Origin of the sequence: Comamonas badia DSM 17552 (assembly GCF_000484635.1) — a bacterium.
GTDB lineage: Bacteria > Pseudomonadota > Gammaproteobacteria > Burkholderiales > Burkholderiaceae_C > Comamonas_C > Comamonas_C badia.
Genome location: NZ_AXVM01000009.1, coordinates 80,651 through 105,097 on the forward strand (window position 1 = coordinate 80,651; position 24,447 = coordinate 105,097).

Here is a 24,447-nt window from a genome sequence, read left to right on the forward strand (position 1 = left end):
CTGATGGAGGCAATCCTTTGTCTCCGGCACGGCGGACAGCAATCTCCGCCGCGCTCAAGATGGTTTTGGCCATGCGCCTGCCATCAGACCCGGTGCCCGGAGTACCTTCGGCCGCCGGGTCTTCTGTTTCTTGCTTTGGACAATCGCTCGCGCCGCCGTGCAGAATCCGGTGCGTCAAAGGTTTTCATGGGGACGCAATGCGGTCAATGGGCTGGGTAGCCGCGCACAGGGTGGCGTTCAAGCGCCTTGCGTGGGCGGCGGCAGTGGTGGTGGTTCTCTATCTGCTGGCCTGGCTGGCGCTGCCGCAGGTTGTGCGCTCCCAGTTGCAGAAGCAGGGCTCGCAGGCGCTCGGACGCCATGTCACCGTGGCCGGCGTTCAGTTCAACCCCTTGACCCTGGAGTTGACTATCGAGGGCCTGGCGGTGGCCGATGCCGCCGGCCAGTCGCCCCAGTTGCAGGTTCAACGCATCTATGCCAATGCCGCGGTGCAATCGCTATGGCGCCTGGCGCCGGTGGTTGATGACCTCCAGGTGGACGCCCCGGTGTTGCATGTCGCACGAACAGGTCCGGAGGCTTTCGATTTCGACGACATCCTGCATCGTCTGGGCCAGCAGGAGGCCGTCCCATCGGATCAGCCGGCCCGGTTTGCGCTGTACAACGTGCGGCTGCGGGATGGGAAAGTTGATTTTGAGGATCGCGCCGTAGGAGGTCGGCACAAGCTGGAACGCCTGACGCTCAGCCTCCCTTTTCTGAGCAATCTGCCAGCGGACCGGCAGATCAAGGTCTCTCCCCGGCTGGCATTCGAGTTGGATGGCAGTGCCTTTGATTCATCGGCCGAGGCGACGCCGTTTGCCGAATCCCGCACGACACAGGCAAGATTGCAAATCAAAGATTTTGACCTGGCGCCACTGGCAGCCTATGTGCCTGCATCGCTGGGAGTGCGGCTGCAGTCGGCGGCTCTCAGTGCCGACCTGCAGCTCGACTTCTCCGAGCAGGACGCAACGCCCAAGGTGACGCTTGGCGGGCTGCTGCAACTGGACAAACTCGCGATTGCGGACGGTGCCGGTCAGCCGCTGCTGGCGCTCGATGGCCTGACGGTTTCCATCGCGGATGTGCGCCCGCTGCACCGCGAACTGCACCTGGCAGCGGTGGAACTGCACAAACCCGTGCTGTATCTGCGCCGCGATGCCGCCGGTGCGTTAGCGCTGCCTGGGGCCGGCCAGCCAGGCGATGCCAAGGTGGCGCAAGCAGACAGCCCCTCCGCGCATTGGGCCGTCAGCGTGCAGAAGGTTCAGCTCAGTGATGGCGCCGTGCACTGGCAGGATGACAGCCTGCCCGGCGCAGCCAAAGCGGCGCGCTGGCAGGCCGGTGGCTGGCAAGCCGAAGCCACCGACATCGTCTGGCCGCTCACGCAGCCGTTGCACTTCACGACCAGGTTCGAGCTGAGCGAGGCGAGTGCCCAGGGAGAAGCCGCCCGTTTCGAAGCCGAGGGCGAAGCCACGCGAAGCGGTGCCAAGGTGGAGCTGTCCGTGAACGATCTGTCCCTGGGGTTGGCAGCCCCGTACCTGGCGCAAACGCTTGCGCCTGCGCTGGCCGGCACGGCGCAGGGCCAGGCGACATTGGTGCGCGATGGCGACGCCCTGTCGCTCAAGGTGCGGCAACTGGCCGTCAGCGGACTCAGTCTGTCCTGCGTGCAGCGCAAGGATTGCCCCAATCTGCGCGCGGCAGGCATGCGTGGCATCCCGGCGCAAGCCCAGCTGAGCGTGCGGGCCCTGGAGGTGCACGATGCGGATGTTGACCTGCAAAAACACAGCGTGGCCCTGCGTCAGGTGCTGCTGCAGCAGCCGCTGGCATTGGCCGAGCGCGACAAGGCCGGCAGCTGGATGTTCGAGCATTGGTTGCAATCTCCTGCCGCGGGCGTTGCCGAATCCACGGAAAAGTCCGCTGAATGGAGTGTTGCCTTGGGCGAACTGCAAATGAAGGACGCCGCCGTGGCCCTGCGCGATGCCGCGGCACGCAGCCCGGTGGCGCTCGACGCCACGGCGCTGGATGTGACTGTGCGCGACCTTGCCTGGAAGGACGGCCGCCTGCCGGCCTTCGGCCTGCGCGTGCGGTCCCGCGTGGGCACGGGAAAGGCCGACCCTGGCTCGCTCGTCTGGGACGGCTCGGCGGCGCTTTCTCCTGCGCTGCAGGTCAAGGGCTCGGTGCGCGCCGTCAACCTTCCGCTGCAGGTGGTACAGGCCTATCTGCCGCAAGAGCTGAATGTGGATGTGCTGCGCGCCGACGGCAGTTTCAACGGCAATGTCCATCTGCACGAACAACAGGCGGGGCTGGCGCTGCAGGTGCAGGGAGACGCCGAGTTGAGTGAAGTGCAGGTGCAGCTCAAGCCGGAGGCGCTCGCGCTCACCGATTCGGGTGGCCCCGTTTCCCAGGGCGCCGACCTCTTGCGCTGGAACGCTCTGGTGCTGCGTGGCCTGGCGCTCGACATCGAACCCGGCCAGCCGCTGGCGCTGGATGTGCGCGAAACGGCGCTGACGGATTTTTTTGCGCGCGTCATCGTGCGGGAAAACGGGCGCATCAATCTGCAGGACATCGGCACGGTGCCGGCTGCGGGCGCCCAGGAGGTGCTGCAGTCCGCGGCCGAAGACTCCGGCCCGAGCCCCAGAATCCGCTTCGGGCCGGTCGCGCTGACCAACGGCACCGTGGATTTCACCGACCATTTCATCAAGCCGAATTATTCTGCCAACCTGACCGAGCTCACCGGCAGCCTGAGCGCGTTTGCGTCCGGCGAGGCAACGCCCGGCGCCGCGCCGCAAATGGCGCAACTGGAGCTCAAGGGCCGGGCGCAGGGCACGGCCACGCTGGAAATCAACGGCGAGCTCAACCCCCTGGCCAAACCGCTGGCGCTGGATATTCAGGGGCATATGCGGGATCTGGAGCTCCCGCCGCTCTCGCCTTACAGCGTGAAATACGCCGGACACGGCATAGAGCGCGGCAAGCTTAGCGTGGACGTGGCCTACAAGGTGCTGCCGGATGGCCAGCTGACCGCGAACAACAAGCTGGTGCTCAAGCAACTGGCGTTCGGCGACGAGGTCAAGGGCGCGCCCGCCAGTCTGCCGGTACGCCTGGCGGTGGCGCTGCTGGCCGACCGCAACGGTGTCATCGACGTGGATCTGCCGATCAGCGGCTCGCTCAACGACCCGGATTTCAGCCTCGGCCCGGTGATCCTCAAGGTGATAGGCAACCTCATCATGAAGGCGATCACCGCGCCGTTTTCGCTGCTGGCCAGCGCTTTCGGCGGTGGCGACGAGCAAGGCGCTGTCGCCTTCGCAGCCGGCAGCAGCCAATTGAATGCCCAAAGCCGCGAGCAGCTGGAAAAAATCGCCCAGGCGCTGGCGGATCGTCCGGCGCTCAAGGCCACGGTGATTGGCTGGGCGCTGCCGCGGCAGGAGAAAGATGGCTGGAAGGAACAGCAGCTCCAAGCCATGCTGCTGGCGGAAAAGCGCCGCGAAGCCGTGCAGGAGGGCAAGGACGCCGCCGCCATTGCGCAGGTGTCCGCAGAAGAATATCCGGCCCTGCTCAAGCGCGTCTACCAGCGGGCTGGCAACATCAAGAAACCGCGCAACCTGATTGGCATGGCCAAGGACCTTCCTCAGGTCGAAATGGAAAAACTGCTGCTGGACAGCATCGCGGTGCCTGACGACGCCATGCAGGCGCTCGCACTGGCGCGCAGCGTGGCTGTGCGCGACTACCTCGCGGAGCACAAGGTGCCTGTCGATCGCCTGTTCATTGGCGCCAGCAAGCTGCAGCAGCCAGGCGAAAAGGATCAGCCTTCAGCGCCCCAGGTGCAGTTGCAACTGTCCGCCAGTTGAGGCCGACCGTTGAAACCGGCGCAAACCAAGCCACAATAGCCCCTTGCCCGCGCGTGCAGCCGTGCCCGGCGGGTTGAAGTGGTGCGCACGCCATTTGATTTTTCCTGTCCCAATCCCATGTTCCCTTTTTCATCCCAGAGTCCCGCCCCTGAAGCCGCCGCTGCAGCGCCAGCCGCCGAGCCCCATCCCTTGGATGCCCTTACCGGCGGGGCCTTTTCGGCCGAAACCTCCGGCGAACGCGCCGCCCGCATACGCGACTGGCTCGCCAGCAACCCCGGTACCGAACAGCTGCAGGAGGTGTTCAAGAAGCTCAGCACCAAGGACAAGGGCGCCGCGCGTGCGATACGCGAGCGCCTGGAAGAACTGCGCCGCGCCACTGCCCAGGAGGCGAGCGCCGCCGACTGGGCAGCCAAGGCCGAGGCCTTGCTGGCCTCTGCGCGCCTGAACATCGCCGATGCGCTCGCGTGGCAGCGTGATGCCGCCAAGGCCGGAGCACCCTTGTCGCGCGAGCCGCTGGCGCAGCTCAAGACCCGGCTGGCCGACCAGGTCAAGCTCATCGAGGACCTGCAGCATCGTGTGCAGGTGCAGCGCGAAGCGGCGGTGCTGATGGCGCAGCGCATCGAGGTGCTGTCCACCAAAGCCTGGCGCGAAGCCCAGGCGGTGCGCGAGCAGCTGACTGCGGACGTGGCGCACTGGACGGACCAGGCGGGGCAGATCGTGCAGGATGCGGTTTGGCCCAGCGTGGACCTGCGTTTTCCCCCGCAGCTGGAGCTGGCGCAAACGCAGCTCCTGGCCGTCTGGGAGGCTTTCCAGGCGGCGCTGGTGCAGGCAGCTGCGGCCAGCGAGGATGCGCAGGCGCCGCTGCCACCCGTGCCCGTCTGGGCCGATGAATTGCGTGCCGCCCGCGGTGAAGCCGCCGCGCCACCTGCGGCACCGGCCCGGCCGCCCGTGGATCTCGAACGCGTTGCCAAGGCCGTGCAAGCCGTGGATGCCGCGCTGGCGCGACTGGAGCACGAAACCACCGAGGGCCACGGCAAGGCCAGCGTGGGCGCCGCCACCGCGTTGCGCGCGACATGGAAGGACCATGGCCGCTTTGTCGATGCGGTGCTCGAAGGCAGGGTGCATGCCGCACTGGCCGCCGCGGGCGAGCTGCAAGGCTGGCAGCGCTGGAGCGCCGATCAGATCCGCGAAGACCTGCTCGCCAAGGCGCAGGGCCTGCTGAGCCGCCCCGAAGGCCAGTCGCTGGGCGGGCGAAAGATGCAGGAGCTGCTGCGCCAGTTGCGTGAGCAATGGAAGCAGGCAGACCAGGGCGCCATGGCCAACCATGCGCTGTGGAAGAAATTCGACGATGCCTGCAACGCAGCGCACAAGGTGGTCGAGGACTGGCTTGAAAAATCCTGTGCCGAGGCACAGGAGCACAAGGCACAGCGCCTGGCCCTGATCGAGGAAGTCAAGGCGTGGACGCAGGCGCATGCCGCATCGCAGGACTGGAAAATGCAGCTCCGCAGCCTGCACCAGTTCAGCGAACGCTGGCGCAACGCCGGGCATATCGGCGAAAAGATGTTTGCCGAACTGCAGCCGTTGTGGCGCCAGGCCATGGATGCCGCCAGCGGTCCTTTGGCGGCGGCGCAAAAGGGCAACCTCGACGCCCGCAGGAGCCTGGTCGATGAAGCGGCTGCGCTGGGGGCGGCACCTGAATTGCGCGTGGATGCCGTCAAGGCGCTGCAGCAGCGCTGGCAGGTGCTGGCGCAGGCCGTTCCACTGGAGCGTCGCCTGGAGCAAAAGCTGTGGTATGCTTTCCGCAAGCCCATTGATGAAGCGTTCCAGCGCAAAAGCGCACAGCGCGAGCAGATGGCGGCATCGCTGAATGCACACGACCGCGCCGTGTTGGATGCCTCCAAGGCTCTGGAGGCCGCCAATGCCGCAGGGGACGCCGGCGCCATTCAGGCTGCCATGCAGGCACTGCAGGCGGCCTTGCGCGGAGACATGCGGCCGCTGGCTGTTGAGCAAGATAAAAAACAGGCTTCAGAGCTTGATACATCAGTGCAAGCAGCTATAAAAGAAGAAGTAAACGACGCGCCCAGCGAAAGTACGGCTGGGCAAGAAGACGCACCGGCGCCTGTCGCTGCCGTTCGGCGTGTGGTTGCGGTACGCGGAGATGACCGCCCTGGGGCCGGCAAACCTGCTGCAGCGCCCGCGCGAACCATGGACCGAAAAGATCGCCGCCCCCCGCGTTCTGGCGGCGCGGATCGCTTCGGCGACCGCCCCGAGCGGGCCGACCGTGGACCGCGCCTGGGTGATGCGGCGTTTCGCGCGCAGCGCGACGCGCTGGAGCAGGCGCAGGGCGCGCTGCGCAAGCTCGCAGCCCAAGCCCACGGCGAGGCACTGGCGCAGCTGATGGATGCATGGAAAAAGCGCGATGCCTCCTTGCTGCCAGCGGCGCGCGACCTCGGCCGCACGGTCAGCCCGTCGGCCCATGCCGCGTGGGCCAAGGCCTTGTCCGGCGACGTCCAGCAGGCTGCAGGCGACGCCTTGCTGCGCCTGGAGATTGCCGCTGACGTGCCCACACCCGCCGAGCACCACGACGCCCGTCGCGCGCTGCAGCTGCAGATGCTCACGCGCCGCAACGACCCGTCGCCCCAGGAAACCTGGACGCAGGACGCGGGGCGCGTTCTTGCCACCGCGGCTGAACCGGGTAGCGAGCGCCGCTTGCAAGGCGCGCTCAAAATCCTGCTGCGCAAGTGAGCGCAGCAAAAGAAAAGGCCGCTATGCAAATGCAAGCGGCCTGTCTTCATGTTTACTGCCAAGTGTTCTTCTACACTTGGTGCCCAGGAGAGGACTCGAACCTCCACGGAGTTACCCGCTAGTACCTGAAACTAGTGCGTCTACCAATTCCGCCACCTGGGCATTTCAGGAAAGAGCAAGATTGTATAGCAAAAAAAATGAAATTCGCACAACCGCCGACGACGAAATTGAAGGCAGCGTGCAAGGCCACCGTGACGGACATGGTTTCGTGATCCGTGACGATGGTGAGGGCGACATCTATCTACCGCCCAATGAAATGCGCGCCGTGCTGCACAAGGACCGGGTGCGCGTGCGCATCGTGCGCCAGGACCGGCGCGGGCGCCCTGAAGGGCGCGTGCTTGAAATCATCGAGCGGCCTGCACAGCCCATCATCGGGCGCCTGCTCAACGAGGCGGGCATCTGGCTGGTGGCGCCCGAGGACAAACGCTACGGCCAGGATGTGCTCATCCCGAAGACGGCAACGGGCGCCGCTGCCGTCGGACAGGTCGTCGTGGTGCAGCTGACCGAGCCGCCCGCGCTCTACGGCCAGCCCGTCGGGCGCGTGGCGGAGGTGCTGGGCGAAGTCGATGACCCGGGCATGGAGGTTGAAATCGCGGTGCGCAAGTACGGCGTGCCGCATGTGTTTTCCGATGCCTGCCTGGCGCAGGCACAGGCGCTGCCCGATGCGGTACGCGCCCAGGACTGGCGCCAGCGGGTGGATCTGACCGACGTGCCCTTTGTCACCATCGATGGCGAAGATGCGCGCGATTTCGACGATGCGGTGTATTGCGAACCCGCGCGCATCGGCCGCAGCAAGGCCTGGCGCCTGCTGGTGGCGATTGCCGATGTGAGCCACTACGTCGAGTCGGGTGGCGCGATCGACACCGACGCCTACGACCGTGCCACCAGCGTGTATTTTCCGCGCCGCGTGCTGCCCATGCTGCCGGAGAAGCTCTCCAACGGCCTGTGCTCGCTGAACCCGCAGGTGGCGCGCCTGGCGATGGTGTGCGACATGATCGTCAGCACCAAGGGCGATATTCACGCCTACCAGTTCTACCCCGCGGTCATCGAGAGCCATGCACGCCTGACCTACACCGAAGTGGCGGCCGTGCTCGCCAATACCCGCGGCCCCGAGGCCAGCCGCCTCGCGGATCGGGTGAAGGATTTGCTCAACCTGCATGAAGCGTATCGCTCGCTGCTGGCCGCGCGCCACGCCCGCGGCGCCGTGGATTTCGAAACGACCGAAACCCAGATCGTCTGCGACGACAACGGCCGCATCGAGAAGATCGTGCCACGCACCCGCACCGAGGCCCACAGGCTGATCGAGGAGGCCATGCTGGCGGCCAACGTCTGCGCGGCCGATTTCGTGGGCGAACACCAGCGCGCCTGCCTGTACCGCGTGCATGAAGGACCGACGCCGGAAAAACTCGAGATCCTGCGCGGCTACCTCCGGGCGCTGGCGGTGCAGGCGTCGCTGCCTGAGGACCCTCGGCCCGGGGCGTTTCAGGCGATCGCCGAGGCCACCAAAGACAGGCCGGATGCGGCGCAGATCCACAGCATGCTGCTGCGCTCCATGCAGCAGGCGATCTACACGCCGATCAACAGCGGGCACTTCGGCCTGGCGTATGAGGCCTACACGCACTTCACCAGCCCGATCCGGCGCTACCCCGATCTGCTGGTGCACCGCGTCATCAAGTCCATCCTGGCAGGCAGGAAGTACCAGTTGCCGCCGCTGCCGGTACCCGGAGAGGCCCAGCGCAAGCTGGCACGCCAGTGGGCCAGCCGCGGGCAGGCACCAGCGGCCTCACCAGCCCCTGCCGGTATGGCCAACCGCCGCGACCTGCAGGGCTGGGAAGCGGCTGGTCTGCATTGCAGCGCCAACGAACGACGCGCCGACGAAGCCAGCCGCGATGTGCAGGCCTGGCTCAAGTGCCAGTACATGCGCGAGCACCTGGGCGAGGAATACGCAGGCATCGTCACCGCGGCCACGAGCTTTGGCATCTTCGTGACCCTGGATGGACTCTATGTGGAAGGGCTGGTGCACATCACCGAGCTCGGTGGCGAGTACTTCCGCTTTGATGAAGTGCGCCAGGAACTGCGCGGTGAGCGCACCGGCGTGCGCTACGGCATAGGTACGCGCCTGCGCGTGCAGGTCAGCCGCGTGGATTTGGACGGCCGCAAGATCGATTTCCGCCTGGTGCAGGAGCCGGGTTCAGGCGCGACGGAGAAGACGACGGGAGCCAAGGTGGCGCCGCGCAAGGCTTCCAAGGGCAACCGCGACCGGGACGAGCGGGATGCGGGCGGCAAGGACGCCAAAGCGAAGAAAATCCCCTACAAAGGCAAAGCCGGACGCGAAGCGCATGGCCGGGATGCTCCGCGAAAGAGACGCTGATGAAGATGAATCAAAAAATCGCCATCGTCACGGGCGCCGGCTCGGGCATTGGCCGCGCAGCCGCACTGGCCCTGCTGCGCGACGGCTGGTGCGTTGCTCTTGCGGGCAGGCGCGCAAAGCCGTTGCAGGAAGTCGCCGGCGGGTGGGCTGTGGGCGGCGCGGCCCTTGCCGTTCCCACCGATGTCGCGGATCCGGTGGCCATGCGCCATTTGTTCGATGCCACGGTGGAGCGTTTTGGCCGCGTGGATCTGCTCTTCAACAACGCGGGCAATGGCGCGCCCGCCATCCCGCTCGATGAGCTGTCGGTGGAACAGTGGAAAGCCGTGGTGGATGTCAACCTCAACGGCATGTTCTACGGCATCCAGAACGCCTTTCGCGTGATGAAGGCGCAAGCGCCGCGCGGCGGGCGCATCATCAACAATGGTTCGATCTCGGCGCATGTACCGCGCCCGAATTCCATCGCCTACACCGCCACCAAGCACGCGGTCTCGGGCATGACCAAGTCGGCGTCGCTCGATGGGCGCCACTTCGACATTGCCGTGGGTCAGATCGACGTCGGCAATGCCGATACGCCGCTGGCGCACCGGCTCACCCAGGGCGTGATGCAGGCGCATGGGGCGGTGGCCGAGGAACCACTGATGGATGTAGGCATCGTCGGGCAATCCGTGCTTTACATGGCCAATCTGCCACTGACGGCCAATGTGCTGTTTCACACCGTCATGGCAACCAGGATGCCATTTGTGGGCAGGGGGTAGGGCCATGCGCAATTTCATTCGCAGCGCGCTGCTGGCGTGCCTGTGCTGCATGGGTGCGGTCTGGGCCCAGGGTGCTTCACAGGATGCCATGGCAGACCGGGTCCTGCCCTGCACCGCGTGCCATGGCGAAGAGGGGCGCGCCACGCCCGATGGCTATTTCCCGCGCATCGCCGGCAAGCCTGCAGGCTACCTCTACAACCAGTTGCGCAATTTCCGCGAAGGGCGGCGCAGCTATCCCCAGATGGCTTATCTGCTCACGCACCTGACGGACGGCTATCTGTACGCCATGGCCAGTCATTTTTCCGAGCTGCAGCTGCCTTACGCCGCGCCCGCACCCGCAACGGCACCGCAGGCGGTGCTTGAGCGCGGGGAGGCACTTGTTCGCCATGGCGATGCAACGCGTGACTTGCCGGCGTGCCAGCAGTGCCACGGCCAGAAGCTCACCGGCGCGGAGCCGTTCATTCCCAGCCTGCTGGGTCTGTCGCGAGACTACTTGAGCAGCCAGTTGGGGGCCTGGCGCACCGGCCAGCGCCATGCGCCGGCACCCGACTGCATGGCGCAGATAGCCAGGCACCTGTCCCTGGACGATGTGCAGGCGGTGGCCGCCTGGCTCTCCGTCCAGGCCGTGCCGGATGACGGCAAGGCTGCAGCCCATGCACCCGACACCCTGCCGCTGCGCTGCGGCAGCCTGCAAGTGCAGTTGCCCCCTGACCAGCGCGGAGAGCAGCGATGAAGCGGCGGATTTTTGGGCCGATCGCCCTGGCAGCTGCCGCGCTCGTGGCCGTAGCGGTTTACGCGGTGTCGGCGTTGAACCGGCTTGGCGAAACCCCTCTGGGCTCTGGCAGCCCGGCTGCCACATCGCCAGAAGTGGTGGCCCGCGGAGCCTACCTCGCCCGCATCGGGGACTGCGCGTCGTGCCACACCCAGCCGGGCGGCGCTGACTACGCTGGCGGGCGAGCCATCCGAACCCCGTTTGGTGCGGTGTATTCGAGCAACCTCACGCCCGACGACGCCACCGGACTGGGGCACTGGACGCCCGATGAGTTCTGGCGCGCACTGCACAACGGCCGCTCGCGCGATGGGCGGCTGCTGTATCCGGCGTTCCCTTACACCGAATACACCCATGTGACGCGCGAGGATGCGGATGCGATCTTCAGCTATCTGCGCACGCTCGCGCCCGTGCGGCAGGAGCCGGTACGCCATCAGCTGGATTTTCCTTACAGCACCCAGGCGGCGCTGGCCGTCTGGCGGGCGCTGTACTTCCGCCCGGGCAGCGGCGAAGTGGCGCAGCAGGCGAGCCCCGAGCTGACCCGCGGTGCCTACCTGACGCAAGGCCTGGGGCACTGCGCTGCCTGCCACACACCGCGCAACGCGCTGGGCGGGCTGCGCAGCGATGCACCTTTGGGCGGCGGGCTCGTGGAGGGCGACGCCTGGTGGGCGCCTTCACTCACGTCGGAGGCGCAGGCCGGCGTTTCCCAATGGGCTGAGGATGACGTCGTGGCACTGCTCACCCGCGGCGTTTCGGCGCAGGCCGGCGTCTCCGGGCCCATGGCTGAAGTGGTGTTCAGCAGCCTCCAGTACCTGGATGCGGAGGACGCCCGCGCGATGGCGGCCTGGCTGCGCCAGTTGCCGCAGAGGGCGGAGACTGCCGCGCATGGCAAGCCACCCCCTGCGGGCGTACTCGAGCGCGGCCACGAGATCTACCACGACCAATGCGCCCAATGCCATGACGACGAGGGGCAGGGCAAGCCGGGAGCATTCCCGGCGCTGGCCGGCAACCGGGCGGTGCGCATGGCCGAACCCTTGAACCTCGTGCAGATCGTGCTGCACGGCGGCTATCTTCCCGCGACGGCGGGCAATCCCCGCCCCTACGGCATGCCGCCATTTCGCCAGAGCCTGTCGGACGACGACGTGGCGGCCGTTCTGTCCTACATCCGCGATGCCTGGGGCAATGGGGCGCCGCCCGTTGGCATTGTGGGCGTTCACCGCGCGCGTGAGCGCGCCGGTTCGTGAGCCGCGCATGCCAGTCCTGAACAGCGATCCAAGGTCCTGGTGGATACTCTGCCTGTGTGCCGAGTGGTGCAATGTCTGCCGCGCTCTGCACCCGGATTTCGAAGCTCTGTCGGCCGATTGGCCTCAAATCCGCTTTGCCTGGGTGGATGTGGAAGACGAAGAAGCGCTGGTGGAGGAACTCGAAATCGAGACTTTCCCCACCATGCTGATCGGCAACGCGGACGAGGTGCGCTTCCTCGGTCCCGTGCAGCCGCGCGCCGAGGTGCTGGCGCGCCTGCTGGCAGGTCTGACCTCTGACGATGGCGTGGCGCTGGACGATCCTGCTGCGCTGGCAGCGCTCCAGGCCGTCATCCTGAGCCGCACGTGAGTGCCAAGTGGCCTCCCGGCGATTGAAGCTGTTGAAAATTGGGGTTTTTTTCACTACAATGCTAGCTTCACGACCAAAACGGGCGGGTTTCAACCGCCCGTTTTTTTTGGTCGTTTGACTTTTGACCGGGCGGCGCAGCGCGCTGTCCCCAGGAGCGCAGACAGCAGTGGCATTGCAGCAAGTCGTCCAGCAGACCGTAGAGGGCCTGGGTTTCGAACTCGTGGAGATAGAGCACTCCGCGGGAGGCGTGCTGCGCGTCACCATCGATGTGCCCTGGGAGCCGGCGCAGACAGAACGTTTCATCACCGTGGACGATTGCGAGGCGGTGACTCGCCAGCTGCAGTTTGCCCTGGAAGTGGAAGATGCCGATTACAGGCGCCTGGAGGTCTCGTCGCCGGGCATAGACCGGCTGCTGCGCAACGAAACGGATCTCGATCGCTTTTGCGGCGAACAAGTCGACATCACGCTCAAGGCCCCATTGGGCGCTGCGGCGCAGGGCCAGGTGGCGGCCAATCGCAAGAAGTTCAGGGGCCTGCTGGCGCGCGGCGATGCGGGCAGCTGGCAGATCAGCTGGAGCGATGCGCCCGCTCCCAAGCCAGGGCAGCGCATCAGCAAGAAGCGTGAAAGCGCTCCCGTTCAGGTGCTGGGCTTCGTGTGGGATGAGCTGCGCGAAGCCAGGCTCGCGCCGGTCGTCAATTTCAAGGGGCGCGGCGTCAAGGCGCCGCCGCAGGGCTGAGCGATAGAAACACTACGGGGCTGCCGTCTGCAATGGCGGCCCACCGACATTTGGAAACAGGAGTGCGAGGCATGAATCGCGAGTTGTTGATGCTCATCGAGGCGATTTCACGCGAAAAGAGCGTGGAACACGATGTGGTGATGGGAGCGGTGGAATCGGCGCTGGCCCAGGCTACGAAGAAGCTCTACCAGGGCGATGTGGACATCCGCGTGGCGATCGACCCCGAGACCGGCGAGCATGAAACCTTCCGCCGCTGGCTGGTCGTGCCCGATGATGCCGGTCTGCAGAACCCGGACGCCGAAGAAATGCTGATGGATGCCCAGGAGCGTGTGCCAGGCGTTCAGGTCGGCGAGTACATCGAGGAGCCGGTGGATTCGGTGCCGATCGGGCGCATCGGCGCGATGGCGGCCAAGCAGGTCATCCTGCAGAAAATCCGTGATGCCGAGCGCGAGACCCTGCTCAACGACTTCATGAGCCGCGGCGAGAAGATTTTCACCGGCACCGTCAAGCGCATGGACAAGGGCGACATCATCGTCGAGAGCGGACGCGTGGAAGGGCGCCTGCGCCGCGGCGAGATGATTCCCAAGGAAAACCTGCGCAGCGGCGACCGCGTGCGCGCCATGATCATGGAGGTGGACCTGACGCTGCGCGGCGCGCCCATCCTGCTCTCTCGCTCGGCGCCGGAGTTCATGATCGAACTGTTTCGCAACGAGGTGCCCGAGATCGAACAGGGCCTGCTCGAAATCAAGAGCTGCGCGCGCGACGCCGGCAGCCGCGCCAAGATTGCCGTCCTCTCGCACGACAAGCGCGTGGATCCCATCGGCACCTGCGTCGGCGTGCGCGGCACGCGCGTGAATGCGGTCACCAACGAGCTGGCCGGCGAGCGCGTGGATATCGTGCTCTGGAGCGAAGACCCGGCGCAGTTCGTCATCGGTGCGCTGGCGCCGGCCAACGTGCAATCCATCGTCGTCGATGAGGAAAAGCACGCGATGGACGTGGTGGTGGACGAGGAAAACCTGGCGATCGCCATCGGCCGCGGCGGGCAGAACGTGCGCCTGGCGTCCGACCTGACCGGCTGGAAGATCAACATCATGGATGCGGCCGAATCGGCGCAGAAGGAAGCCGACGAGACCAGCGTCGCACGCCAGCTGTTCATGGAAAAGCTCGACGTGGACCAGGACATCGCCGACATCCTGATTCAGGAAGGCTTCGAAAACCTCGAAGAAGTGGCCTACGTGCCGCTGCAGGAGATGCTGGAAATCGAAGGCTTCGACGAAGAAATCGTCAACGAACTTCGCACCCGCGCCAAGGACGCCTTGCTGACGATGCAGATCGTGCGCGAGCAGGTGGTTGGCAAGGTGGATGAAGACCTGCGCGAGTTGCCCGGCCTGAATGCCGACCTGATCGTCAAGCTGGCGGCGGGCGGCATCACGACGCGCGACGATCTGGCCGATCTGGCCGTGGATGAGCTGGTGGAGCTCACCGGCCAGAGCGAGGATGAAGCCAAGGCCTTGATCCTGAAAGCCCGCGAACACTGGTTTGCCGCGGGCGATGAATGAGATCGGGGAGGAACGTACTGCATATGTCGAGTAATACCGTCACCGAGTTCGCTGCCGAACTCAACAAGACTCCCGAAACCCTGCTGGCGCAGCTGCGCTCTGCCGGGGTGGCCAAGACATCGGCGGCCGATGCGCTCAGCGATGCTGACAAGCAGCAGTTGCTGGCGCACCTGCAGGCCAGCCATGGCACCGCCGTGGACGAGCGGCGCAAGATCACGCTGGTCAAGCGCTCGACCAGCGAAATCCGCCAGTCGGATGCGACCGGCAAGGCGCGCACCATCCAGGTGGAGGTGCGCAAGAAGCGCACCTTCGTCAAGCGCGACGGCACGCCCGATGCGCCTGCCGAGAGGGTCGCGGAGTCGCCGGTGGCCCTCGAGGCCGACGAGCAGGCGCGCCGCGAGACGGAGGCGCAGCGTCAGGAAGAGCTGATGCGCCGCCAGGCGGCGGAACTGGAGTCTGCGCGCGTCGAACGCGAACGCAAGGAGCGCGAAGCCGAAGAGCGCGCTGCGGCCTATGTCGCTGAACAGCGCGAAAAGAAGGCGCGTGAAGCGGCACTGACCGAAGAAGCCCGCCGGGAGATTGCTGAAGAGGCTGCTGCGCGCCAGGCCGCTGAAGAGCAGGCGCGCAAGGCGGCCGAAGCAGAGGCGCAGGCCAAAGCCGCCGAGGAAGCCGACCGGGCCGAAGACCAGGATGAACGCCGCCGCAAGGCCATGGCGGAAGCCGAGGCCATCCGCGCCATGATGGCCGCGCCCAAGAAGGTGCTGGTGGCCAAGAAGCCGGAAGAGACGCGCGGCGCCAAGGACAAGGACGCCGCCAAGGGCGACGCCAAGAAGGGCACGCTGCACAAGACGACTGCTCCCGCCACGCCTTCGAACAGCAAGGAAGTGAAGTCGTCCAAGCTCTCTTCGAGCTGGGCGGGCGACAGCGACAAGAAAAAAGGCCTCAAGACCCGGGGCGATTCCTCGGGCGGCGTGGGCGCCAATCGCTGGCGTGCCGGCACCTCCCGCGGTGGGCGCCGCAGCGGTGGCCGCGAAGAGCGCCATCACCAGTCGGCCGCGCCGGTGGAGTTCCGTGCGCTGGAGGTGCATGTGCCCGAGACCATCACCGTGGCCGAGCTGGCGCACAAGATGGCCGTGAAGGCCTCCGAAGTGATCAAGGTACTGATGAAGATGGGCCAGATGGTCACCATCAACCAGCCACTGGACCAGGACACCGCGATGATCATCGTGGAGGAAATGGGCCATACCGCCGTCGTCGCGGCGCTGGACGACCCCGAGGCCTTCACCGCCGAAGAGGTTTCGAGCCACGAAGCTGAATCGCTGCCGCGCGCGCCGGTGGTCACCGTCATGGGCCACGTGGACCACGGCAAGACCTCGCTGCTCGATTACATCCGCCGCACCAAGGTGGCGACGGGCGAGGCGGGCGGCATCACGCAGCACATCGGTGCCTACCATGTGAAGACGCCGCGCGGCATCGTCACCTTCCTCGATACCCCGGGCCACGAGGCGTTCACCGCCATGCGCGCCCGTGGTGCGCAGGCCACCGACATCGTGATTCTGGTGGTGGCGGCCGACGACGGCGTCATGCCGCAGACCAAGGAAGCCATCAAGCACGCCCGCGCCGCCAAGGTGCCGATCGTGGTGGCGATCACCAAGTCGGACAAGCCCGAGGCCAATCCCGACCGCGTCAAGCAGGAACTGGTGGCCCAGGAAGTGGTGCCCGAGGAATACGGCGGTGACGCTCCGTTCGTCGCGGTGTCCAGCAAGACGGGCATGGGCATCGACGAACTGCTGGAAAACGTGCTGCTGCAGGCCGAGGTGCTGGAACTCAAGGCGCCGATCGATGCCATGGCCAAGGGCCTAGTGATCGAGGCGCAGCTCGACAAGGGCCGCGGTCCCGTGGCCACCATCCTGGTGCAGTCCGGCACGCTCAAGGTGGGCGACATGGTGCTGGCAGGCCAGACCTTTGGCCGCGTGCGCGCCATGGGCGACGAAAATGGCCGCGCCATCAAGGAAGCCGGCCCATCGATCCCGGTCGAAATCCAGGGTCTCTCCGAAGTGCCGCAGGCCGGCGACGAATTCATGGTGCTGGGCGACGAGCGCCGCGCACGTGAAATCGCGACCTACCGCGCCGGCAAGTTCCGCAACACCAAGCTGGCCAGGCAGCAGGCGGCCAAGCTCGAAAACGTCTTTGCCGACCTGCAGTCGGGCGAGGTGCAGCACCTGCCCATCATCGTCAAGGCCGACGTGCAGGGCTCGCAGGAGGCGCTGTCGCAATCGCTGCTCAAGCTCTCGACCGATGAAGTCAAGGTGCAGCTGGTGTACGCCGGGGTTGGCGGCATCAGCGAGAGCGACGTGAACCTGGCGATAGCGTCGAAGGCCATCGTCATCGGTTTCAACGTGCGCGCCGACGCCAATGCCCGCAAGGCGGCCGAGATGAACGCAGTGGACCTGCGCTACTACAACATCATCTACGACGCCGTCGATGAGCTGAAGGCGGCGATGTCCGGCATGCTCGCGCCCGAGCAGCGCGAAGAGGCGCTGGGCACGGCCGAGATCCGCACGGTGTTCGTGGCGACCAAGATCGGCACCATCGCCGGTTCCTACATCACCTCGGGCCAGGTCACGCGCAACTGCAAGTTCCGCCTGCTGCGCGAGCATGTGGTCATCTACACCGGCGAAGTGGAATCGGTGCGCCGCCTCAAGGACGACGTGAAGGAAGTCAAGGAAGGCTTCGAGTGCGGTATCAAGCTGCGCAACTACACCGACATCAAGGAAGGCGACGAACTCGAATTCTTCGAGGTCAAGGAAGTGGCGCGGACACTGTAAAAGGTTGAGCGTTCAGCGTTGGGCGTTCAGCGACGCTCAACGCTCAATGCTCAACGCTCAACGATGAAAAAGCATTCCGGCCCCCACCGCGACCTGCGCATCGCCGACCAGATCCAGCGCGATCTGGCCGAGCTGATCCGCGGGCTGAAAGACCCGCGCGTCGGCATGGTCACGCTGCAGGCGGTGGAGGTCACGCCCGATTACGCGCACGCCAAGGTGTTCTTCAGCGTGCTGGTGGGCGACGGAGAGGCCTCGCAGGAGGCGCTGAACCTGTCCGCCGGATTTCTGCGCAACAGCCTGTTCAAGCGGCTGCAGATTCACACCGTGCCGACGCTGCATTTCGTCTACGACCGCACCAGCGAGCGCGCGGCCGACATGAACGCGCTGATCGCACGCGCCGTGGCTTCCCGCTCCAAAGACGAGGACGCAGGATGACGGCTGCCCCACGCATCCGGGTGCAGCGGCGCCCGGTGCATGGGGTGCTGCTGCTCGATAAACCCCTGGGCCTCTCCAGCAACCAGGCGCTGCAGAAGGCCAAGTGGCTGCTGCGCGCGGAGAAGGCCGGGCATACCGGCACGCTCGACCCCATGGCCACCGGCGTGCTGCCGCTGTGCTTTGGCGCGGCGACCAAATTCAGCGCGCTGCAGCTCGATGCGCCCAAGCGCTACGAGGCACTGGTGGTGCTGGGCGTGACGACCAGCACGGGTGATGCCGAGGGCGAGGTGCTGAGCCGCACGCCCGTGGAGGCCGCCATGCTCGCGCCCGAGCGTCTGGCCGCCGTCACGCGCCAGTTCATTGGCTGCATAGCGCAGGTGCCGCCCATGCACAGCGCGCTCAAGAAGGATGGCAAGGCGCTGTACGAATATGCCCGCGCGGGTGTCGCGGTGGAGCGGGCCGCGCGCCGCGTTGAAATATTCAAGCTAAATATGGCTGTAACGCAGGATGGACAAGCGCGACCAGCTATCAAAATGGATGTTGCCTGCAGCAAGGGCACTTACATCCGCACCTTGGCCGAGGACATGGGCAAAGCCTTGGGCTGCGGCGCGCACCTGGGTGCGCTGCGTCGTACCGAGACGGGCGGCATCGGTCTTTCCCGCTGCATAGGCCTGGTCGAGCTCGAAGCACTCTCCGAGGCCGAACGGCCCACGCATCTGCTGCCGACGGATGCGCTGCTGGCCGAGCACACCCGCATCACTTTGGCGCCCGAAGAAGCTGGGCGCTTTCTCTCCGGCCTGCGCCGCCGCGGCGCCTGGCCCGACCAGCCTGCCGTCGCCGTCTATGGCGAGCAGCCACCTGCGCTGCTCGGCGTCGGCCACGTCACGGCTGGCGAACTCATTCCCGACCGGCTCCTGAGCCCCCTTGAAATCCAGCAAATCCTGCAAGAAGAAGCACTGACATCATGAGCAAGCACATTCGCAACATCGCCATCATTGCCCACGTGGACCACGGCAAGACCACGATGGTGGACCAGCTGCTGCGCCAGAGCGGCACCTTCGCCGCGCACGAAAAAGTGGTCGATACCGTGATGGACAACAACGCCATCGAGCGCGAGCGCGGCATCACCATCCTGGCCAAGAACTGCGCGGTGACCTGGAAGGGTACGCACATCAACATCCTCGACACGCCCGGGCACGCGGACTTCGGCGGCGAGGTGGAGCGCGCTCTGTCCATGGTCGATGGCGTGGTGCTGCTGATCGACGCGCAGGAAGGCCCGATGCCGCAGACGCGCTTCGTTACCAAGAAGGCGCTGGCGCTGGGCCTCAAGCCCATCGTCGTGGTGAACAAGGTGGACAAACCCGGCGCGCGGCCCGATTGGGTGGTGAACGCGGCGTTCGACCTGTTCGACAAGCTGGGCGCCAATGATGAACAGCTGGACTTTCCCGTGGTGTACGCCTCGGGCATCAACGGCTGGAGCTCGCTCACGCAGGGCAACGCCGGCGAGCAGTGGGGGCCGGACATGTCCGCGCTGTTCGAAACCGTCCTCAAGCATGTGCCTTCGGTGCAGGGTGACCCGAGCGCGCCGATGCAGATGCAGGTTTCGGCGCTGGACTATTCCACCTTCGTCGGCCGCATCGGCGTGGGCCGCATCAACCAGGGCACGCTGCACGCCGGGCAGGAAGTGCTGGTGATGGCCGGGCCCGATGGCGCGAAATACAAGGCGCGCATCAACCAGATCCACCAGTTCCAGGGGCTCGATCGCGTGCAGGTGAGCGAGGCCGGACCGGACGAGATCGTTCTGGTCAACGGCATTGAAAACCTGGGCATAGGCGAGACGCTGACTGACCCGGAGAACCCGCAGCCGCTACCCATGCTCAAGATCGACGAGCCGACGCTGACGATGAATTTCTGCGTCAATACCAGTCCGCTGGCCGGGCGCGAGGGCAAGTACGTGACGAGCCGCCAGATCTGGGACCGGCTGCAGAAGGAGCTGCGCTCCAACGTCGCGCTGCGCGTGAAGGAAACCAGCGAGGACGGCATTTTCGAAGTGGCGGGGCGCGGCGAGCTGCACCTGACCATCCTGCTGGAGGAAATGCGCCGCGAGGGCTATGAGCTGGCGGTTTCCAAGCCGCGCGTGGTCTTCAAGGAAATCGACGGCGTGCGCTGTGAGCCGGTGGAGCTCGTCACCACCGACGTGGAGGAGAACCACCAGGGCGGGGTGATGCAGGCGCTGGGCGAGCGCAAGGGCGAGCTCGTGAACATGGAAAGCGACGGGCGCGGGCGCGTGCGGTTGGAATACCGCATTCCGGCGCGCGGGCTGATCGGCTTCACCAACGAATTTCTCAACCTCACGCGCGGCACCGGGCTCATCAGCAACATCTTCGACAGCTACGAGCCGCACAAGGGCGAGATCGGCGGGCGCAAGAACGGCGTGCTGATCAGCATGGATGCGGGCGAAATCTTCACCTACGCGCTGGGCAAACTGGACGACCGCGGGCGCATGTTCGTCAAGCCCGGCGATCCGGTGTACGAGGGCATGATCGTCGGCATCCACAGCCGCGACAACGACCTCGTGGTCAACGCCACGCGCACCAAGCAGCTCACGAACTTCCGCGTGAGCGGCAAGGAAGATGCGATCAAGGTCACGCCGCCGATCGACCTCACGCTGGAATACGGCGTCGAATTCATCGAGGACGACGAACTGGTCGAGATCACGCCCAAGAGCATCCGCCTGCGCAAGCGCCACCTGAGCGAGCATGAACGCAAACGCGCGGCGCGCGAAGACCGCGGCGATTGAATGAGGCTGAAGGAGAGGGCATGGACACGGCAGAAATCCTCACGGAAGTACACGGCCAGATCGGCTGCATCACACTCAACCGCCCAAAGGCGCTCAACGCTCTGTCGCTGGGCATGGTGCGCGGCCTTCATGCGGCGCTTCGCCAATGGGAGGCAGACCCCGAGGTGCTCGCCATCGCCATCCGCGGCAGCAACAAGGAAGGGCCTTTTGGCGCGTTCTGCGCCGGGGGAGATATCCGGTTTCTGTACCAAGCCGCAAAGCAGGGCGATCCGCGCGTGGAGGATTTTTTCACTGAGGAATACATCCTCAACCACCTCACGCACCACCTGAAAAAGCCCTACATCGCCTTCATGGACGGCGTGGTGATGGGCGGCGGCATGGGCATCAGCCAGGGCGCCAGCCTGCGCATCGTCACCGAGCGCACCAGGATGGCCATGCCCGAGACCGGCATCGGCCTGTTCCCGGATGTGGGCGGCGGGTATTTTCTCTCGCGCTGCCCGGGCCATGCCGGCGAGTGGCTGGCGCTCACCGGCGAAACCATCAACGCGGGCGATGCGGTGGCTGTGAAGCTTGCCGATGTCGTGCTGCCGTCCGACCAGCTGCCTGCGCTGTGGGACGCGCTGGGTGCCCAGACCTTTGCCGATGGCGCCGCCGTGGAGCGCTGGATTGCTGCACAAGGTATAGCTGCAAGCGCAGACCACGCAAGCGATATGGCCAGAATAAACCGTTATTTTTCGCTGCCGGATGTACCCGCCATCATTGCTGCGCTGGAGGCCGCCGAAGGCGCATGGGAGCAAGCGACGGCTGCATTGCTGCGCCAGCGTTCACCGCTCATGCTGTATGTGGCGCTGGAGCAAATCCGCCGCGCGCGCGGCATGACGGTGGCCGAAGATCTGCGCATGGAGCGCGACCTGATGCGCCACTGCTTTCATCTGCGCCCTGGCCAGAGCGAGACCCTGGAGGGCGTGCGCGCGCTGGCGGTGGACAAGGACCGCAAGCCGCAATGGAACCCGGCGCGCATCGAGGCGGTGGACCCGCAGCTCGTGCAGGCCTTCTTTGCCAGCCCCTGGCCGCAAGCGCTGCATCCGCTGGCTGGGCTCGCCTGATCGCTGGATCGCTTGAACCCGCGCTGCGCCTATCATTGCAGCCCAACGTCGAAAGGAGGGCGGGTATGCAGTCACCAGGCACAGTGTTTCCCGAATGGGAGGTGTCCCGCTGGTTCAATACCGACCATCCACTGCGCCTGGCGGATTTGCGTGGGCAGGTGGTGCTGGTGGAAGCCTTCCAGATGCTCTGCCCCGGCTGCGTGTCGCATGGCCTGCCGCTGGCAAAAAAAGTGCACCAAGCCCTGGGCGGGCAGGGGGTGGCGGTGATCGGACTGCACACGGTGTTCGAGCACCACGATGCGATGCAGCCGCATGCGCTCGCGGCCTTCCTCCATGAGTACAAAATCCGCTTTCCCGTGGGCGTGGATGCACCCATGCCCAACAGTACGCTGCCCAGCACCATGGCGCGCTGGGAACTGCAAGGCACGCCCAGCCTGCTGCTGTTTGACAAGTCTGGTCAGCTGCGCGCTCACCAATTCGGCAACGTCGATGAATTGCAACTCGGGGTTTTTCTGGGCCAGCTTCTTGAAGAGGCGCCGAACGCCGTCCCAGACGCTGTTGCCACGCCAGCCGGAGATGGCTGCGACGAACAGGGGTGCGCGGTGCCGCCCGCCGGCTGAACGGCCGCTCAGCGGTGGCGGCTTTTCATCGCCCGCTCCACCTCGCGCTTGCCTTCGCGCTCCTTGATGGTGCTGCGCTTGTCGTGCTCGGCCTTGCCCTTGGCCAGGGCGATCTCGCATTTGGCGCGGCCGTTTTTCCAGTAGAGCCTGAGCGGCACCAGGGTGTAGCCCTTCTGCTCCACCTTGCCGATGAGGCGCAGGATTTCATCCTTGTGCATGAGCAGCTTCTTGGTACGCGCTGCCTCGGGGCTGACGTGCGTGGAAGCGGTCTTGAGCGGCTGAATCTGGCAGCCGATCAGAAACAGCTCGCCGTTCTTGATGACGACATAGCCTTCGGTGATCTGCGCCTTGCCTTCGCGCAGGGCCTTGACCTCCCAGCCCTGCAGCACGATGCCGGCTTCGTGCCGCTCTTCGAAGAAGTAATTGAACGCTGCCTTCTTGTTTTCGGCAATGCGCGGGGAGGGTTCTGGTTTCTTGGCCATGCGGGAAAGATGGGGCGCGCCACTAGAATCGGCGCAGCAGGGAAGGCGCCCATTCTAGGCTGCCGACCGGCATGAATCGTGCATGAAGACCGTCCGCAAATCCGTCCTGATCTGGTACAGCCCGCAAGAGATGTTCGAGCTGGTCACGGATGTGCCCAGCTACCCGCAATTCCTGCCCTGGTGCGACCATGCGCTCATCCGCGAGCGGGACGGCCAGGGCATGACGGCGGAAGTGGGTATCGCGCTGGCGGGCGTGCGCAAATCGTTTGTCACGCGCAACCGGCATGAACCGGGCCGGCGCGTCACCATGACGCTGGTGGAAGGGCCGTTCTCGCAGCTCGATGGCGACTGGCACTTCCATCCGGTCGGCGATGGCTCGCAGCGCGCCTGCAAGGTCGAACTTGAGCTGCGCTACGGCTTCAGCAGCTCGACGCTGGCAACACTCGTCGGCCCGGTGTTTGACAAGATCGCCGCCTCGTTGGTCGATGCCTTTGTCGCGCGGGCGGAGAAGGTCTATGGGTGAGCGGGTTTCAGTGGTGGTCGTCGCATCGGCCGCCCCGCGCCAGACCTGCGAATGGGCATTGGAGCTGCCCTTGGGATGCAGCGTGGCCGACGCCCTCAATGCCTGCGGCCTGGAGGCCCACGATCCGCTGTACGAGGCTGGAATCTGGGGCAGGGCGGTTGCCCTGGATGCGCTGCTGCGCAGCGGTGATCGTGTCGAGTGGTGCAGGCCTTTGCGGGTGGACCCGAAGGTGGCCAGACGCGAGCGCTTTGCGCGCCAGGGCGCCCGGGCCACCGGCCTCTTCGCCAGGCGCACCCGTTGACTGCCGGCGCTATCTGCAGTCCGACTGGATGATTTGCTGGGCGCGCTGGAGCTCGGCTGCCCGCGTGGCGTCGTCCATGTAGCCGCGCTCGCCCTTGGCGTTCGTCGTACCCACCAGCCGCCCGGGCTGCAGCGCCTGGGCACTCTGGCGTGCCCGGGCGCAATTGTCGGCGCGTACCTTGGCGGCCTGGGCCGCCTTGGCATCTTCCTCGGCTTTCTTCTTGGCGGCTTCCTGCGCTTCGGCCTTGGCCTTCTGTTCTTCCAGCGCCTTGTCCTTGCCGTTCACCACGGGCGGCGCGGCCGTGTCCGCTGCATTGACGGCACCATCGCCTTGTGCGGCAGGGGCGGTGACCGTACGCGCCGCGGAGACCGCGCGCGGCTCCTTCAGAATGTTTTTCTGCGGCACTTCCAGGGGCGGCGGCCGGTCGCTGAAGACCTTGCGGCCATCCTTGTCCACCCACTGGTATTGGGCGGTGGCTCCCATCGCCCAGAAGCAGGCGAATGCCAGCAAGAGAAGCTTGTGCAGTTTCATGCGCGCAGTGTAGCGGCGCCGAATGGCGGCGCCTAGGAGTCTGCGCGGCAGACGCCACGCGCTCGGAATGGTGAAAGAGAATGACGCGCATGACCGCGAGCTACATACCGTACGTTCCTGAGCAATCGCTCTTGTTGCCGCCGACGCTGCAGGAGTGGCTGCCGCAGGGGCATCTGGCCTACTTCATCAGCGATACGGTCGACGCGCTGGATCTGTCGGCGTTTCATGCGAGGTATGCCAAGGGTGGGCCGCGCAATCAGCCGTTCCATCCGGCGATGATGGTCAAGGTGGTGGTCTACGGTTATGCCACTGGGGTGTTCTCCTCGCGCAAGCTGGCAAGGAA

General features: G+C 65.8%; 20 protein-coding genes and 1 tRNA gene. 18 read left to right on the forward strand and 3 right to left on the reverse strand.

Annotated features, from left to right (window positions below; all coding sequences use genetic code 11):
* The first annotated feature begins 206 nt into the window (after positions 1-206).
* Positions 207-3,872 carry a DUF748 domain-containing protein gene (locus K320_RS0116225; RefSeq protein WP_024539874.1) on the forward strand — a complete coding sequence of 1,222 codons (3,666 nt, stop codon included), beginning with the start codon at positions 207-209 and terminating at the stop codon, positions 3,870-3,872.
* 117 nt (positions 3,873-3,989) lie between these two features.
* On the forward strand, positions 3,990-6,617 hold the full coding sequence (locus K320_RS0116230) for a DUF349 domain-containing protein (RefSeq protein ID WP_024539875.1): 2,628 nt from the start codon (positions 3,990-3,992) through the stop codon (positions 6,615-6,617).
* Positions 6,618-6,694: 77 nt separating this feature from the next.
* Here the strand turns inward: K320_RS0116230 and K320_RS0116235 are convergent.
* A tRNA-Leu gene (locus K320_RS0116235) sits at positions 6,695-6,779 on the reverse strand.
* 19 nt (positions 6,780-6,798) lie between these two features.
* Here K320_RS0116235 and rnr point away from each other — a divergent pair.
* From rnr to K320_RS0116300, 13 genes are all read left to right on the forward strand, one after another.
* Positions 6,799-9,048 carry a ribonuclease R gene (rnr, locus tag K320_RS0116240; RefSeq protein WP_024539876.1) on the forward strand — a complete coding sequence of 750 codons (2,250 nt, stop codon included), beginning with the start codon at positions 6,799-6,801 and terminating at the stop codon, positions 9,046-9,048.
* Complete coding sequence (locus tag K320_RS0116245) at positions 9,048-9,803, forward strand: SDR family oxidoreductase (protein ID WP_024539877.1); 756 nt, start codon at positions 9,048-9,050, stop codon at positions 9,801-9,803. Before rnr ends, K320_RS0116245 begins: the two co-directional genes overlap by 1 nt.
* 4 nt (positions 9,804-9,807) lie before the next feature.
* The gene (locus K320_RS0116250; RefSeq protein WP_407059771.1) at positions 9,808-10,536 is read left to right on the forward strand and encodes a c-type cytochrome; all 729 of its coding nucleotides are present in this window, start codon (positions 9,808-9,810) and stop codon (positions 10,534-10,536) included.
* Positions 10,533-11,816: a c-type cytochrome gene (locus K320_RS0116255; protein WP_024539879.1), complete on the forward strand. Its 1,284-nt coding sequence runs from the start codon at positions 10,533-10,535 to the stop codon at positions 11,814-11,816. Before K320_RS0116250 ends, K320_RS0116255 begins: the two co-directional genes overlap by 4 nt.
* A gap of 7 nt (positions 11,817-11,823) precedes the next feature.
* Positions 11,824-12,183, forward strand: a complete 360-nt coding sequence (locus K320_RS18250) for a thioredoxin family protein (RefSeq protein WP_034343775.1) — start codon at positions 11,824-11,826, stop codon at positions 12,181-12,183.
* 166 nt (positions 12,184-12,349) lie between these two features.
* Positions 12,350-12,919 (forward strand): ribosome maturation factor RimP, encoded by a 570-nt coding sequence (gene rimP / locus K320_RS0116265; RefSeq protein WP_024539881.1) that lies wholly within the window; start codon positions 12,350-12,352, stop codon positions 12,917-12,919.
* A gap of 71 nt (positions 12,920-12,990) precedes the next feature.
* Positions 12,991-14,478: a transcription termination factor NusA gene (gene nusA / locus K320_RS0116270; RefSeq protein ID WP_024539882.1), complete on the forward strand. Its 1,488-nt coding sequence runs from the start codon at positions 12,991-12,993 to the stop codon at positions 14,476-14,478.
* A gap of 23 nt (positions 14,479-14,501) precedes the next feature.
* Positions 14,502-17,306, forward strand: coding sequence for a translation initiation factor IF-2 (gene infB / locus K320_RS0116275; RefSeq protein WP_024539883.1), 2,805 nt, complete (start codon positions 14,502-14,504; stop codon positions 17,304-17,306).
* Between the two features lie 63 nt (positions 17,307-17,369).
* On the forward strand, positions 17,370-17,741 hold the full coding sequence (rbfA, locus tag K320_RS0116280; protein ID WP_024539884.1) for a 30S ribosome-binding factor RbfA: 372 nt from the start codon (positions 17,370-17,372) through the stop codon (positions 17,739-17,741).
* Positions 17,738-18,709 (forward strand): tRNA pseudouridine(55) synthase TruB, encoded by a 972-nt coding sequence (gene truB, locus K320_RS0116285; protein ID WP_024539885.1) that lies wholly within the window; start codon positions 17,738-17,740, stop codon positions 18,707-18,709. Before rbfA ends, truB begins: the two co-directional genes overlap by 4 nt.
* On the forward strand, positions 18,706-20,541 hold the full coding sequence (typA, locus tag K320_RS0116290; RefSeq protein ID WP_024539886.1) for a translational GTPase TypA: 1,836 nt from the start codon (positions 18,706-18,708) through the stop codon (positions 20,539-20,541). The genes truB and typA overlap by 4 nt, the downstream gene beginning before the upstream one ends.
* A 20-nt stretch (positions 20,542-20,561) precedes the next feature.
* Complete coding sequence (locus K320_RS0116295) at positions 20,562-21,647, forward strand: enoyl-CoA hydratase/isomerase family protein (RefSeq protein WP_024539887.1); 1,086 nt, start codon at positions 20,562-20,564, stop codon at positions 21,645-21,647.
* A gap of 65 nt (positions 21,648-21,712) precedes the next feature.
* Positions 21,713-22,267, forward strand: a complete 555-nt coding sequence (locus K320_RS0116300) for a redoxin domain-containing protein (protein ID WP_024539888.1) — start codon at positions 21,713-21,715, stop codon at positions 22,265-22,267.
* Between the two features lie 8 nt (positions 22,268-22,275).
* On the opposite strand, the gene smpB is transcribed toward K320_RS0116300, so the two are convergent.
* Positions 22,276-22,749 (reverse strand): SsrA-binding protein SmpB, encoded by a 474-nt coding sequence (gene smpB, locus K320_RS0116305; RefSeq protein WP_024539889.1) that lies wholly within the window; start codon positions 22,747-22,749, stop codon positions 22,276-22,278.
* An 82-nt stretch (positions 22,750-22,831) separates the two neighbouring features.
* Between smpB and K320_RS0116310 the strand changes: the two genes are divergently transcribed.
* Positions 22,832-23,272, forward strand: a complete 441-nt coding sequence (locus tag K320_RS0116310) for a type II toxin-antitoxin system RatA family toxin (protein ID WP_024539890.1) — start codon at positions 22,832-22,834, stop codon at positions 23,270-23,272.
* A complete protein-coding gene (locus tag K320_RS0116315; protein ID WP_024539891.1) occupies positions 23,265-23,573 on the forward strand; it encodes an RnfH family protein in 309 nt (102 codons plus the stop codon). Before K320_RS0116310 ends, K320_RS0116315 begins: the two co-directional genes overlap by 8 nt.
* 9 nt (positions 23,574-23,582) lie before the next feature.
* Here K320_RS0116315 and K320_RS0116320 read toward each other — a convergent pair whose 3' ends face one another.
* Entirely contained in the window at positions 23,583-24,104 is a 522-nt protein-coding gene (locus K320_RS0116320; protein WP_024539892.1) for a DUF4124 domain-containing protein, read from the reverse strand.
* An 89-nt stretch (positions 24,105-24,193) separates the two neighbouring features.
* Here K320_RS0116320 and K320_RS0116325 point away from each other — a divergent pair.
* Positions 24,194-24,447, forward strand: a 254-nt coding sequence (locus tag K320_RS0116325; protein WP_024539893.1) for a hypothetical protein, incomplete at its 3' end; no start/stop codon positions are given.